Source organism: bacterium, assembly GCA_023145965.1.
Lineage (GTDB): Bacteria > UBP14 > UBA6098 > UBA6098 > UBA6098 > UBA6098.
In genome coordinates this window covers 1-13,813 of the sequence record JAGLDC010000003.1, presented here as the reverse complement: position 1 = coordinate 13,813, position 13,813 = coordinate 1, and the positions used below count along the sequence as shown (strand labels likewise).

Genomic DNA, 13,813 nt, shown 5'->3' with positions numbered 1-13,813 from the left:
AAAAATAAGATTTGCCTTTCAAGCGTTTTTCTTCGTATTGTTTATAACTTTAGTGCAGTTCCTATACGGTAGCGCAGGTGCACATGATGTATGTCCATTCGCTTTGGTTCAATCTCCCATTCTCGCTGTAAGGCATTCTGTTCCATTAAACCTGTTTACCACCGGTTTAATAATTGGGGCTGTATTCCTTTTAGCAGGATTAATTCTTCCGCGAGTTTTTTGCGGTTGGATTTGCCCTATCGGATTTATCTCACGACTTCTTAGATTTTTAGGAAAAAAAATCGGGTTCAATATGAGAATATCCGTCAAACTCAATGATAGATATGCCTGGTTCGCAGTTATCGTTTTATTATATATAGTGATCATGACAGCGATCTCAGGGAGATTATATTGCATCGGCGGATGCCCCTTTTTCTGGGGATTCGCGGCTTTCGTTATGCCTATCGGGACTTTACCTCTGATTATGCTAACCTTTTTTTTCACCGGTTCTCTTATGATTGAGAGGTTTTTCTGCCGGTGGTTCTGCCCTTATGGTGCTCTTCTCGGTTTAGTAGGGAGGTTTTCGTTTTTCGCTATAAAAAGACGAAATAAAAATTGCGGCGCGTGTAGAATATGTTATGATTGCCCGATGGGCACTCTTCCGAAAACAGAACTGACTGTAGGCGGTCCGATGTGCATTTCCTGCCTTCGTTGTGTAGATGTTTGCAAGGATTCATGTCTTTATTTAGGTCGAAGAAGGGAAAAATAATCGGAGTTTGTTATTTAGATTATGCTGAAGAAGGCCGGTTCAATATAAACCGGCCTTCTTACTTTTAGAAAAGACGCTAATCTATTTTATTCCAACCATCTCTTCGAGCATATCGGTCGTGATGGATTTAGGTCTTTCAATACTATAGCCAATCGCTCTATCCCAAACGATATTTGCAAGAACACCCATAGCGCGGCCTATACCGAACAAAACGGTGTAGAAATCATATTCACGAATGCCGTAATACCATTGGATAACACCTGAGTGGGCATCAACATTCGGCCAAGGGTTTTTGGCTTTGCCGTGTTTTTCCAGAATCGGTGGAACGATTTCATATAGTTGGCTGACAACCTTGAACAATTCGTCATCTGGTAGATTCTTCTGGCAGAACTCACGCTGAGCTGTGTATCTCGGGTCGGTCTTACGGAGAACGGCGTGGCCATACCCCGGAATAACGAATCCAGCCTTTAAGGTAGTCCAACAGAACTCTTCCATCTCTTCTTTAGTAGGCACACCGCCAAAACGTCTATACATATCCTGTATCCAACGGAGAACCTCCTGGTTTGCAAGTCCGTGAAGCGGGCCTGCGAGTCCACAAAGACCGGCAGCCAAGGAATAATAAGGATCGGAAAGCGCTGAAGCTACAAGGTGCGTAGCGTGAGCACTGACATTTCCACTCTCATGATCGGAATGGAGAATGAAATAAAGGCGCATTGCGTCATCATATGGTTCATCCACTCCCATCATGTGAGCAAAATTAGCGCCAAGGTCCTTTGTGGGATGCGATTCTATCGGAATATCGTTCCTGTATTTCATCCGATATATGTAAGCTGCGATAACTGGAAGACGCGCGAATAAATTCATTGCGTCTTCGTGCATATACTCCCAGCGAGTTTCCTTAGAGACACCTTCGTAGAGACATTTGAAAAATTCAGATTCCCGTTGCATAGCCAGAACTGCGGCTGTGAACATTTTCATCGGATGAGAATCGCGAGGAAGAGCACGAAGAATATCATAGACGTAAAGCGGAACTCTTCTGCGGGCATTAAAATCCTGAACTAGAGTTTCGGTTTGCTCTATAGTCGGCACCTCGCCAGTAAGAAGGAACCAGAGATGAGCCTCGACATAGGGCATCTCTTTCCCCGGAGGTTTCGGTAGAGCCTCGAGCGTTTCCGGAATAGTTAAACCGCGAAAACGGATACCCTCATATGGGTCAAGATAGGAAATATCAGTGATAAGCGATTTTATTCCTCGCATACCCCCGATAACCTGCTTAACTGTTACCTGATCGATAACCTTATCGCCGTATTCCTTGACCAGTCGTCTAATCCTAGGGCGATGTTCCTCGATCTTTTGAGTCAATGTCTCTTTTAGAGTTACCATTTTTCTGTTGCCCCCTTCAATAAAAGTTAGAATCTTTTTGTAAGAACATAATAAAGCAGAAAAACCATATTTAGCAAGAAAAAAATGAATTATGATTTGTCATAAGAACTATAAGATAAGGGATAATTATATTCCTAGTATAAACTTAAACATTTTATAAAAATATATTGCTATTCTATTTTCTTTGTTTTATACTTTTCGCCTTAAAACTCTTTATCAATATTTTATTCTTTAATTAAAGGAGAAAAACGATGAGTGTCAAAGGATCGCTTTCCGACAAATCTAAATTAACAAGTTATAGGACGACTATAGAGACAGCCTTCTATGGTAACAATGTCCGAAAAGTCGATTCACCCAACCAGGCTTACTACCTTGCCATGAAATCTCCAGGAACCTATGTCACAGACAAAGATGTCATAGAACCTGAATATCATGGATTACCCACACGAGCAAAGGTGCTTGTTTTCAACGACGGAGAGGTTATAGGACGTTGCGCACAGGCAAGGAAGCTTGCTTACACTGAAGGAGTCGATGAGAAAAGATATACTGGGATTCTTCGCGAAGCAATATACAATATGCGCTTCAGAACGATGTATCATGCCCAATCCTATGTTGGATTAGATGAGGATTTTATCGTTAAAGCTAACTTCCTTACACCCGAGGGATTCGAGAATAACATCCTGAATTGGATGTTGAATTTCCAATCTAGAAATTCATTTTATCATCAGATGTATAAAAACTCGAAGGTGTATGACGATTATGGTATATTTCTTATCTCCGATCCATATTGGAAGCATCCGGATTTTCCTCTCGGCTTGGCATTCTTCGACCCAGAACACAATGCCGCTTGCCTACTTGGGCTTCGCTATTTTGGCGAGCACAAAAAGGCCACGCTAACAATGGCTTGGGGAACAGCGAATAGGCACGGTTGGGCATCCTGCCATGCCGGCCTGAAGCGCTACGATGACAAGAAGTTCGTCGCAGCTTTCTTTGGCCTTTCCGGCTCGGGCAAATCGACACTCACGCATGCAAAGCACGATGGCAAATACAATACCACCGTTTTACACGACGATGCATTTATCGTAAATGTCAAAAACGGAAGCTCTGTAGCATTAGAGCCCTCATATTTCGATAAAACAGCCGATTATGAAATCGGCCATCCAGACAATAAGTTTATTCTTACAGCACAGAACATCGGTATTACACTCGATGAACAAAATAAGACCGAATTTGTCACAGAGGATATTCGTCAGGGCAACGGCCGTGCGATAAAGTCTCGTCTTTGGACGCCAAATAGAGTGGATAAAATCGAAGAACCGCTCAATGCTATTTTCTGGCTGATGAAAGACCCGACGCTTCCACCGCTTTCGAGACTCGAGGATCCAGTTCTTGCTAGCACGATGGGCGTTACACTCGCAACCAAACGCACCAGCGCCGAACGCGTCGTTGGAGTGAGCCTCGAAAAACTTGTTGTCGAACCTTACGCAAATCCGTTCCGCACCTGGCCACTCGGAATCGACTATGATAAGTTCAAAACCCTTATCGAGCGCGGCGTTAAATGTTATGTCCTTAATACCGGAAACTTCATGGGGAAGGACATCCCAAAGGAAATCACAATCGGCCTTCTTGAAGCTATTGTCGAGGAGGAGGATAAATTTGTTCCATGGAAGGATGTCGAAGAAATGTCTTATTGGCCGGTCGAAGGCTTCGAACCTAACATGGATGACAGTTCATATTGCGAAAAACTCAAAGCTAGAATGCTTGACCGAATCGAATATATCGAAAGCCGAGCAACAGAAAAGGCCGGTTTCGATAAGCTCCCGGTAGAATGTTCTGATACTATAAAAAAAATAGTGCAGAAGATTTAGTTAATAACACTTTATCTCGCAAAGGGGCGCAATATAGCGCCCCTTTGTTTTTTTAAAATGAAAATAAACTATTATTACGCTGGTCATACCCGACAAATCGATCTTCCTGGAACGACTCGCGTCATATCGCCCATTAGCCACTCTTTTTCTATTAGTAGAGAAAGAACTGCTCTAGAAATGCTGCCTTTAAACCCTAATTTTCCATGGCATTGGAATCGTTTTATCGAATCGAAAAAACATCTTGTTATAACCAACGATGCCACTAGGCCGACACCCACAGCGCAAATACTTAAATTTCTACAGGAGCAAACAAAATTCGAGTTCGACATATTAGTTGCAACAGGAAGTCATAAGCCACCAACAAAAACCGAATTGGGTAATATTCTTGGCAAATTTTCAGAAACCACATCGATTGAAATCCACGATTGCAGAGCAAAAAACCACCTTAAATACTACGGCACAACTTCCAGTGATAATAGAGTTTTTTTGAATCGAGCTATAAGCTTATATGATGGAATTTTGATAATCGGTTCGGTGGAACCACACTATTTTGCAGGTTTTACTGGAGGGAGAAAAGCCATCCTTCCCGGAATAGCGGGATATTCTACAATTGAATCTAATCATCGCTTAGCTCTTGAGAGTGGTGCCGATCCCCTAACTCTCGTCAATAATCCCGTCCATGAGGATATGGACGAGGCTCTCGATTTCATTGATTTAGATAAGATTTTATCTATTCAAGTTTTGCTTGATTCCAACAGAACAATCACAGGCGTTTTTCCAGGGGAATTAAGGGAATCATTTATAAAAGCCACTGAAGAAGCTCGAAATATTTATACGGTTTCCTTAAAACCGGCGGATATTATCATTTGCTCGGTGCATTCGCCTTTGGACAGTGATCTCTATCAGGCTCATAAGGCAATCGAACTAGCAAAAACAGCCCTTCTACCAAATGGGATAATCATTCTTATGGCTGAATGCCAGGGAGGTTTAGGCAATCCAGAATTTATGAATCTTCTTCGAGCCGAAAAAGATAATAACATAATTAGGAAAATCGCGTTAAAACACTACTCCCTTGGTTATCATAAGGCATCCAAGATAGCTGATTTTGCAACACACCACAGCATCTGGGTTGTATCCAACCTGCCGCAAGATGCTTTCATAAATACACCTATCGTGCCATTCGATTCCTTAGAAAACGCATTCGAAAAAGCGTTAGTGTTAAAAGGTGAATCTCGGCAAACTCTATTTATTCATGATGCTGGTTCGATTGTTCCAGTAATTTCTTAAGAGAGAGGAAAAATAATGAAAAGCTATAGAAAAGAACTCTGGTTTCAAACAGACACTCGGAGAGATTATATTAATATTACTCCGCAAGTTAAAAAGGCTTTAGTCGAAAGTGGTATCCAAGAGGGCCTTCTTCTTTGTAATGCAATGCATATAACAGCCAGTGTCTTTATCAACGACGATGAATCCGGGCTTCACTGCGATTTCGAGCACTGGCTCGAGGGTCTCGCGCCTGAGAAGCCCTATAGCCGATATGCACACAACACCTATGAAGATAACGGTGACGCTCATTTAAAACGCACAATAATGGGGCGTGAAGTTGTTGTGGCTATTACCGAAGGCAACCTCGATTTTGGCCCTTGGGAACAAATCTTTTATGGTGAATTCGATGGTATAAGACCTAAGCGAGTTTTAATCAAAATCATCGGCGAATAAACAAGCTAATCTATATCGAATTGGCAAATAATTAACGGCAAGCCAAGCCCTTCGTTAAATATTCGATATCCCCTGACCTATAAGATTCACTCTTCATAGGGTTTAATTATACCTTCCTCCATCATGAATTGGACTTTTTCCCTTGCCGAGGATATGGTTCTTTTAGCCTTGTCTATCAATTCTTCTTTAGATAATTTAATTTGTGCAATATTCTGTTCTATTGCCTTTAAACCTACCATAGACGCGACCTCTGGAAACACTTCCCATTCGTCCATGTTAGGAATAATATAGTCTTCGTGAAGCCCCTTGGATTCGGCAACTCTGGCAAGTGCGCTAGCTGCGGCGATACACATTTCGTCGGTGATCGTTTTCGCGCGAACGTCAAGGGTTCCTCTAAAAATACCGGGAAAACCGAGTGAATTATTGACTTGATTTGGGAAATCACTTCTTCCGGTGGCGATAATCCTAGCACCGGCTTCCTTGGCTTCCCATGGATAAATTTCCGGAACCGGATTCGCACAAACAAACACTATAGAATCTTCAGCCATGCTCGATATCCATTCTGGTAAAATTACGCCGGGCCCCGACTGCGAAAGCGCGATAACAATATCCGCGCCCTTCATTGCCGCAGGTATCCCGCCACGGATATTCTTAGGATTGGTGAGGCCACATAATATCCATTTTTCAATATTATCGGGATTTCGTTGAATATCATCGCGGTATAATCCAAGTGTGTTCTTAGAATCGCACATAATAGTCTTTTTCGGATCTACCCCTGCCTGAAAACACATGTGCGAAATACGAACATTACTAGCGCCGGCACCAACAAAGGCTACTCTAACTTCATTTAATTTTTTATTCACTACTTTTACAGCATTAATTAGACCGGCAACCGTAACAGTAGCAGTACCTTGCTGGTCATCGTGCCAAACAGGTATTTTAGCTTTTTCACGTAACTCATTTAGTATTCTAAAACACTTGGGTTGCGCAATATCTTCTAGATTTACACCACCAAATGCCGGCTGAAGTAGCAAGACAGTTTTGATTATTTCATCTGGGTCTTTGGTATCTAACGCTATTGGCCAGGCATCTATACCCCCTAGGTATTTATATAAAAGCGCTTTACCCTCCATAACTGGCAATGAAGCCTCAGGCCCGATATCTCCTAAGCCCAGAACTCGGGTGCCATCGGTAATAACAGCAACCATATTACCCTTATTTGTGTGTTCGAAAACACTAGCGGGATTATCGCGAATATCGAGACAAGGTCTAGCAACACCTGGAGTGTACCATATCGCAAAATCTTTGAAATCCCTGATAATGCACTTGATTCCGGTCTCGATTTTCCCTCTATAAAAGGGATGCATTTTCATTGCATCTATGGATGGTTTCTCACTCTTTTTCAGTAAATCTTCTTTTTCCATAAAAAACTCCATTTATTCGTTGAAATTTGAACCAAAACGCAATATATTGTATTTGTATTTTTATCCTAATAAAAACGGTGTGGATTTTGTGTGGTTGTTCTTATAATAATTTGTGATGTTTAAAATATTATATTTCGTGATTATCTGAGGTTCATTTTAGGGGTATTTGAAATTATTTTAGTTTAATTAAGTAAATACAGTTATGATTAATTCCACCATAAATAGAATAGATATTCTTAATGATGCGCTCGCCAAAGCCCCTTTGGGAGTGTGCATTATTGCAAATGATGGCACTGTTATGTGGACGAATAATGCTTTTATGTATATTCACGGGTTTTCCGAAGGTATTTCTCTCGTCTCACACAAAATCAGTAAGAATTTAAAATATTTATCAGATATAATAGCTCCTTTTATTGCCAGAGAACCCGGCATATCATGGCTTTGCGACGAAATTAAAGCTGTAACTATAAATCACACTGTTTTCCCCGCATTCTTGACGCTTTCTAAAATATATTGCACGGATTCACCGATTACACTTGTTTTACTCCAAGATATTTCCAATTGCTCAGAGTGTTACACATTAACAGAAGGATATCACAAGAAAATCAAAGAGCTTACAGCACAAATAATAACTGCTTCCGAAAATGAACGAGGAATTATAGCTAGATTCATTCATGATGAAATCAGCCAATTACTCTTAATATCCGGCAACAAGTTACACAACTTGAAGAAACAAGAATTAGCAACTGCTTCCCAAGAGCAAATAGATGATATTATAACAAACCTAGAAAATGCCTCTATAAAAATTCGCGAGTTGTCCTGGGAACTCGACCTAAGCCTGCCCCTAAAAACAGAATTTCCGATAGCTATTAGTAACCTGCTCGATGAAATAATCATTAAAGAGGGTTTAATTACAAGTTTTGTCGATGATAAAGTTAAAAAGCCCATCGACAGTGCTTCTCAGCTCGTTCTGTTTCAAGCCACGAGGGAGCTTTTTTTCAATATTATCAAACACGCTTCAGCTAGCGAAGTAGATGTTACAATCGAGCAAAGCGACAATTTCATTAGAGTTATTGTGGAAGATAACGGAGTAGGATTCGAACCTTTGGAGATAAAACCATCTAAGGCAGGCGGTTTAGGCTTACATTCAATCAATGAAAGAATTAATAATATTGGTGGTAAAATGAAAATTACTTCGAAATTCGGGAAAGGAACCCGAATCGAACTCTTTGCACCATTAAACAAAAAGAAACGGAGAAGCGTATGACAGTCAAGGTACTCATTGCTGACGATCATGATATTGTCCGTGAAGGGATCAAAATGATCCTCGAAGAGGACTCGGGTATTGAGGTTGTCGGCCAAGTCAACGATGGAAGGTTGGCGCTTGAAGTTATTCCTGAATTGAAGCCGGATGTAGTGGTTATGGATATCACAATGCCGGATTTAAACGGAATCGAAGCGACCCGACGCATCGAGAGAGACTTTCCTAAGGTCAAAATAATTGGCCTCTCAATGCATTCTAGCAGAAGAGTTATCAAGGAAATGCTCGAGGCCGGCGCCGATGGTTACCTTATCAAGAATTCCACAATGAAGGAATTAAGGGATGCCATCTATGCGGTCAACAATGGCAAGAAATTTCTCAGCAGTCAGATTACCGGCGATGTTATCTTCGAATACCTGAAACCTTCAGATGTCGAAGAAGATAAGCCCTATATTTGGATGCTCACCGGCAGAGAACGCGAAGTACTTCAACTTCTCTGCGAGGGATTCTCTAATCGCCATATCGCCACTAAACTGGATGTTAGCGACAGGACAATCGAGGCACATAGAGCAAATATCATGAGGAAACTCAAGATTCATAATCTTGCCGGCCTCACAAAATTTGCTATTAGAGAAGGACTAACCTCTCTCGAACCCAAATAGGTCTATTTCATATAGACCACGCGGCTATACTTGGTGCCCGTTTCGCCCATTACTTTCAGGAAATAAATGCCTGAGGAGATTTGCGGATCGGGCGACCAAGTGGCATAATTGCCTTGGATCGAATTACCCTCGATTCTTCCAATTACACGGCCATATAGGCTGTAGATTTTTACATCTTCGATGGCAAATTCTGCTCTTATCTCACACTCTGCATTAAAAGGCGATGGTGAGATGTTTACTAACATAGATGTCGATGGAAAGTTGATTTCCTCTATATCCGTAGAATTCATAAATGCTATGTCAATAGGCCCGTAGCCAGTAGTGAAAGTCGCTACCGGAGTCAAAGACATAGTTACTCTATCTATGTGGCTTATTTCTACAAAAGATGAATCCATCGAAGGAGTGTAAACGTAGCTATTGAAGGCCGCTAGACCTGAAATCCCTGTCCCTTTCAATGTATTAAGGATTCCGCTAGCATCCAAGAGTAACTCATGCGTTCTGCCATCATAGGCGAGAAGCCTTCCACTCCCAGATTCTCCCCACACCGATGTAGATGAATAGATAACGCCCGTAGATTCGTCGTGAGACAACCTAGCTGGCGATCCTCCGATATTCACTGAATCTACAATCGTAAATGTGGTCGGATCCACAATATAAACCACTCCAAATGTCGAAAAATAATCTCCAGTGCAAACAATATGCAAATTATCGTCCGGTCCTAAGATAATTTGTTGAGGATTTATTCCTATTTCCAAGCTATCGATAACCTCACCATCCATGCCAAGACGCCATAGCTCACCAACTCCGTAAGTGAAATAGATAGGATCAAGATTGCTTGCAGTTACATAAATATTATTTGAATCGGCATAAACACCTTGAGGGCCGAGGCAAAAGGAATCGACGACCTCGGTTTCTCCGGTTAGGACGTTAATTATTCCAAGCCCACCGGTGACCCATAAGCTAGTGAAGATCGTATTCCCAAGTTTAAACATAAGATAGGGATTCGAACCAGCCGGCAAAGCAAATTCCCCGATCCGATGTATTGTCGATCCAGATAACTCGAACCTTTCTATCGTCGAAGGGCCCGAAGAAACTACCCAAATACCATCATCATCTGCAAAAATTTGATTTGGCATAGAACCCACTTCAATTATATCGTTATCTAATGCGCTAAGCCATTCTCCAGCGCTTAAAGTCTCGCCGAGTGTGTTAAGCACAATATATTGGGGTTCCGCAAATGCGAGCAACACTAAAGAAAAAACAAACAGCATAGTCCATTTAGTCATAATTCCTTCTTAAATAATATATTCTATATTTATTGAAAAAGCCCAATTCCGCCCGGGCATGGGGTAATTTGTTAAAACCTCGTAATCCTCGTCTAAAATATTGAACCAATCTAAGCGAAATGTAGTTTGCAAAAAATCGATGGGTTGACTTATCTCGAAAAAAACACCCCAAAGCTCATAGGGTTTCGTCGTTTTGGTATTCGCTATGAGAGTGTATCTTTCTCCAATCATTTGACCTGAGATTCCCGCTGAAAAACCTTTAATTTGAGCTGAAATGTTTATTTTCTGATCATATGGTGCTCTAAACGGAATCCACATCGAATCTATAACTTGGTCATGACTGCGATGTATAGAGTTAAGCGAGGTATTAGAGTAGGAAACTTCGATTGCATCTAAAAAAACAGCCTTAAATCGATCTTCCCGACCTCGAGTTTCTTCACGAGCGAAATTACATGGACGATAAATTCCATCAAAATCTCGTTTCCATACTATCACCGAATCGATAGTCCTCGAGAACAAGTCGATATCGAGGTCGAACTCCATCCAGCTCAGATCTCTGCCCAGAGAAAACTTCAAATGACGGTTATAAGCTATTTCCGGCGAAAGTTCTGGGTTGCCCTCAGCGAACGCATCGCGAAGCCAATAAAGATCAACAAATTCTGGAAGATGCATTGCCTCGGAGTATCCCGCAGAACCTGCAATAACAAATCCAAAAATATCCTTCGAAATGGAGGCCTCTGCAGAATAACTTCGACGGGTTTTTATATCGCATATTTTATCCCACCTCAACGAGTTAAACACGCTTATCCTACTGGTTTTGAAAAACTCGCAAAAATAGCGTCCCTCGATCCAACTCGAATAGATTTGCCTCGGTTCGCGAGGAATGCTTCTAGTCGAGGCAAGATGATTTTCCAACATGTAACTTTCTTCAAGAAATTTGCCCGCTATACTCGATGTAAATCTTCCATCCTCACGAATAAAACCTAGCTGCGTGGAATAGTTATCGATCACATGTTCCGCCTCCACGGGAACATACACAAAAGGCCTTGGGATATAATAAAATCTCTTTCCTTGTGAAGCCTTAAATTTGCTTTCCAGTTCAATTTTTGATGTTACATAGGCACTTAAGCTAAGAAAGGCTTCGACTCCTCTTCCGGTGCGATAAGCTGTCGGTGTAGGATGGTCTGTATCGCCCGGCATACCTTCTTCAAGAAAATTATAGTTAAACGAAAGAGCTCCCTTCCCTATATTTCTATTATAATTCATATCGAATGCAAGATTTCGATTTCGACTCCAATTATTCGATCTATTTTTGATTGAATCGGAGATTGCGTAGGGAAAGCTCATCGCTTTAAATGACCAAGAATTCTGCATAGAAAGCGAGAGATAGTTAACTGGGCGAAAACTCATCCCGGCAGTAATTGACGATGAGGAAAAGGAAGCGTCCCTGAAAGTCAATCTTGCTTCGTTCGATTCATTAATGAAAGTCTCGATTACTAGAACACCCGCAGGAGCAAACGACGAATATTCCACAGGAATTGAACTGGTGAGGACCTTAATGGAATTAATCTCTGTAATCGGCAAAGACCTGATATCCGTCCAACCGGACTCGTTTTTAGCCTGAATTATTCCATCGATTACAACGAGGACATCCTCTGGCCTCGAACCTCGTATAGATAGCGCTACATCACCATTTCCTTGTATAACGCTCACACCGGGAAGAGTCTTTAGATACTCAATAACCCCATCGGCGGTATTGACAGACAAAATATTTTCAGTTTTTTGGGCATACGAATACACCTCATCGGAAATATAGACTCTTGAATCTAGTTCTATCGATAGAGACATATTCTCTCCATCGCGGACTATTATATGTTTCGCGAGACTTTCGTAAGCAATATGAGTAATCAGCAGATCGTATTCCCCCGGGGCAAAATTCTCGAACACGAATCTTCCAGCGTAATCTGTGACGGCAGATCTACTGTCGATGGAAACAATAGCAGCCCCAATAGGTAGCTTAGTTTCCTTATCCGCAATCGATCCCACAACTTCAATTGCAAAAAGGGGAGCTATCCACAAGGCAAGGATTGCCCCCAAAAGTTTTCCCCGAACTTCGGGCATAGGTGAACTTTCTATGGGAGAGGGAATAATGGAAAACCATCCTACCCACCCCCCGAGGTTTCGGTTAAGTTTGCTTCGGCAGGTCTCCTGGCTTACTCATCTTCCTCCGAGCCGCCTTCCCACAACGCGAACCTATAGATCCGTTGTTGCAGTGGCATGGTGGCCTTCGTCCGAGTTAACAGTGACGGGGATCGCCCGGGATTTACACCCGGTTCCCAATTAAGCCCATTCGGGCGCCGATTTTGTAACAAGATAAATGATTTTTTCAATTTCGCAAGCTAAACTAAGACTATTTTGTTTTCTCATTTATCCAATCGCCGATTATAGCGAGGATTTCGGGTGAAATAGTTTCTTCTATAACGCCATATTCACTGGGAGCTCCGGTTTCTGTTGGTTGAAATAAGTGATTAACTCCACGAATCTCAATAATTCTATAGTCTTTGTTCCCGCCTTCGGAAAAAGCCGTTTTCATAGCATCGATGTTCCCTTCCGGTGGAACCTGCATATCAATCTCACCAAATATTACCATAACCGGGCCTTCGTTTTTCCGAAGGATTCCAATCGGTTTGTATTTTAGATTAATATTTTACGGTGTTATGAAAAAAATAAATCTCGGCTGCATTGCGTTAATTGGATATCTGAGGAAACCTAATGATGTGATGACAAAGTGACTACACTTTCTCAATAAAACAGAGCATGTCATCGCCAAATTTGCGGCAGTCGCCCGCAAATTCTGTTGTATCTAATCGTGAAGGCAACTGAAGAACAAGCATGCCTGCATCTTCAATTTTATCGAGTATCATTTTTTTGGATTCAATTAATTCATCCATCACTCGGTCGATATATGGAGGATCGGCAAATATAACGTCGAATTTACTATCACTTAAAGCTAGCCATCGTTGCATTTTCATGTTCCTTACCTCGGCAAACTCTCTTTCGATAGCCAGTTTTTCTAAACTGGAAATAATTCCCCGAAATGCAATCCTATTCGATTCCACAAACTCGGCGCGTTTTGCGAAGCGGCTCAGAGCCTCGAAACCCACAATACCGGTGCCCGCATAAAGATCGCAGAAACTAAGTCCCTCTATGGAACCGAGTATATCAAACAGCGCTTGCCTCACCAATGCAGAAGTCGGGCGAGTTTTGCTCCCGGAGATTTTTATTCTCCGGCCCTTCAAATAACCACCTGAAATGGAAATTGCCATACTAACGAACTAGAACGAGTGTGCCCTTGCAGATCACATCGTCACCATTAAATATGATATAGACATAGGTTCCGGGCACAGCGCGGATACCACTCGAAGAGACGCCATTCCAAAAAGTGTTTACCTCGGGCGAACT

Annotated in this window: 12 protein-coding genes and 1 riboswitch; of the genes, 6 read left to right on the top strand and 6 right to left on the bottom strand. The window is 41.8% G+C overall.

Going from position 1 to position 13,813, the window contains the following annotated elements:
* Window positions 1–52: 52 nt before the first annotated feature.
* Entirely contained in the window at window positions 53–748 is a 696-nt protein-coding gene (locus tag KAH81_00225) for a 4Fe-4S binding protein (GenBank protein ID MCK5832075.1), read from the top strand.
* A gap of 81 nt (window positions 749–829) precedes the next feature.
* Here the strand turns inward: KAH81_00225 and KAH81_00220 are convergent, their stop codons facing one another.
* Window positions 830–2,131, bottom strand: a complete 1,302-nt coding sequence (locus KAH81_00220; protein ID MCK5832074.1) for a citrate (Si)-synthase — start codon at window positions 2,129–2,131, stop codon at window positions 830–832.
* A 251-nt stretch (window positions 2,132–2,382) separates the two neighbouring features.
* Between KAH81_00220 and KAH81_00215 the strand changes: the two genes are divergently transcribed.
* Genes KAH81_00215 through KAH81_00205 form a run of 3 tightly spaced genes read left to right on the top strand, consistent with a single transcriptional unit; the run spans window position 2,383 to window position 5,718 of the window.
* A complete protein-coding gene (locus KAH81_00215) occupies window positions 2,383–3,999 on the top strand; it encodes a phosphoenolpyruvate carboxykinase (ATP) (protein ID MCK5832073.1) in 1,617 nt (538 codons plus the stop codon).
* A 57-nt stretch (window positions 4,000–4,056) separates the two neighbouring features.
* Window positions 4,057–5,286, top strand: a complete 1,230-nt coding sequence (larA, locus tag KAH81_00210; GenBank protein MCK5832072.1) for a nickel-dependent lactate racemase — start codon at window positions 4,057–4,059, stop codon at window positions 5,284–5,286.
* A 15-nt stretch (window positions 5,287–5,301) separates the two neighbouring features.
* Window positions 5,302–5,718: a secondary thiamine-phosphate synthase enzyme YjbQ gene (locus KAH81_00205; protein ID MCK5832071.1), complete on the top strand. Its 417-nt coding sequence runs from the start codon at window positions 5,302–5,304 to the stop codon at window positions 5,716–5,718.
* An 86-nt stretch (window positions 5,719–5,804) separates the two neighbouring features.
* Here the strand turns inward: KAH81_00205 and KAH81_00200 are convergent, their stop codons facing one another.
* The gene (locus KAH81_00200) at window positions 5,805–7,142 is read right to left on the bottom strand and encodes an NADP-dependent malic enzyme (protein ID MCK5832070.1); all 1,338 of its coding nucleotides are present in this window, start codon (window positions 7,140–7,142) and stop codon (window positions 5,805–5,807) included.
* Window positions 7,143–7,344: 202 nt separating this feature from the next.
* Here KAH81_00200 and KAH81_00195 point away from each other — a divergent pair, with 202 nt between their 5' ends.
* Both KAH81_00195 and KAH81_00190 read left to right on the top strand, forming a co-directional pair.
* Complete coding sequence (locus KAH81_00195; GenBank protein ID MCK5832069.1) at window positions 7,345–8,409, top strand: hypothetical protein; 1,065 nt, start codon at window positions 7,345–7,347, stop codon at window positions 8,407–8,409.
* Window positions 8,406–9,065, top strand: coding sequence for a response regulator transcription factor (locus KAH81_00190; GenBank protein ID MCK5832068.1), 660 nt, complete (start codon window positions 8,406–8,408; stop codon window positions 9,063–9,065). The genes KAH81_00195 and KAH81_00190 overlap by 4 nt, the downstream gene beginning before the upstream one ends.
* Window positions 9,066–9,067: 2 nt before the next feature.
* On the opposite strand, the gene KAH81_00185 is transcribed toward KAH81_00190, so the two are convergent.
* The 4 genes from KAH81_00185 to KAH81_00170 form a co-directional block, all read right to left on the bottom strand.
* Window positions 9,068–10,351 (bottom strand): T9SS type A sorting domain-containing protein, encoded by a 1,284-nt coding sequence (locus KAH81_00185; GenBank protein MCK5832067.1) that lies wholly within the window; start codon window positions 10,349–10,351, stop codon window positions 9,068–9,070.
* Between the two features lie 9 nt (window positions 10,352–10,360).
* Entirely contained in the window at window positions 10,361–12,472 is a 2,112-nt protein-coding gene (locus KAH81_00180) for a TonB-dependent receptor (GenBank protein MCK5832066.1), read from the bottom strand.
* A gap of 59 nt (window positions 12,473–12,531) precedes the next feature.
* A riboswitch (cobalamin riboswitch) is annotated at window positions 12,532–12,728 on the bottom strand.
* Between the two features lie 33 nt (window positions 12,729–12,761).
* Entirely contained in the window at window positions 12,762–13,001 is a 240-nt protein-coding gene (locus tag KAH81_00175) for a hypothetical protein (protein ID MCK5832065.1), read from the bottom strand.
* Between the two features lie 142 nt (window positions 13,002–13,143).
* Complete coding sequence (locus KAH81_00170) at window positions 13,144–13,671, bottom strand: RsmD family RNA methyltransferase (GenBank protein MCK5832064.1); 528 nt, start codon at window positions 13,669–13,671, stop codon at window positions 13,144–13,146.
* Between the last annotated feature and the right edge of the window lie 142 nt (window positions 13,672–13,813).

Bases quoted from the DNA above. Each gene is read 5' to 3' on its own strand.
- KAH81_00190 (MCK5832068.1), top strand. From the start codon at position 8,406: ATGACAGTCAAGGTACTCATTGCTGACGATCATGATATTGTCCGTGAA.
- KAH81_00195 (MCK5832069.1), top strand. From the start codon at position 7,345: ATGATTAATTCCACCATAAATAGAATAGATATTCTTAATGATGCGCTC.
- KAH81_00185 (MCK5832067.1), bottom strand. From the start codon at position 10,351: ATGACTAAATGGACTATGCTGTTTGTTTTTTCTTTAGTGTTGCTCGCA.
- KAH81_00175 (MCK5832065.1), bottom strand. From the start codon at position 13,001: ATGGTAATATTTGGTGAGATTGATATGCAGGTTCCACCGGAAGGGAAC.
- KAH81_00215 (MCK5832073.1), top strand. From the start codon at position 2,383: ATGAGTGTCAAAGGATCGCTTTCCGACAAATCTAAATTAACAAGTTAT.
- KAH81_00180 (MCK5832066.1), bottom strand. From the start codon at position 12,472: ATGCCCGAAGTTCGGGGAAAACTTTTGGGGGCAATCCTTGCCTTGTGG.
- KAH81_00205 (MCK5832071.1), top strand. From the start codon at position 5,302: ATGAAAAGCTATAGAAAAGAACTCTGGTTTCAAACAGACACTCGGAGA.
- KAH81_00200 (MCK5832070.1), bottom strand. From the start codon at position 7,142: ATGGAAAAAGAAGATTTACTGAAAAAGAGTGAGAAACCATCCATAGAT.
- larA (MCK5832072.1), top strand. From the start codon at position 4,057: ATGAAAATAAACTATTATTACGCTGGTCATACCCGACAAATCGATCTT.
- KAH81_00220 (MCK5832074.1), bottom strand. From the start codon at position 2,131: ATGGTAACTCTAAAAGAGACATTGACTCAAAAGATCGAGGAACATCGC.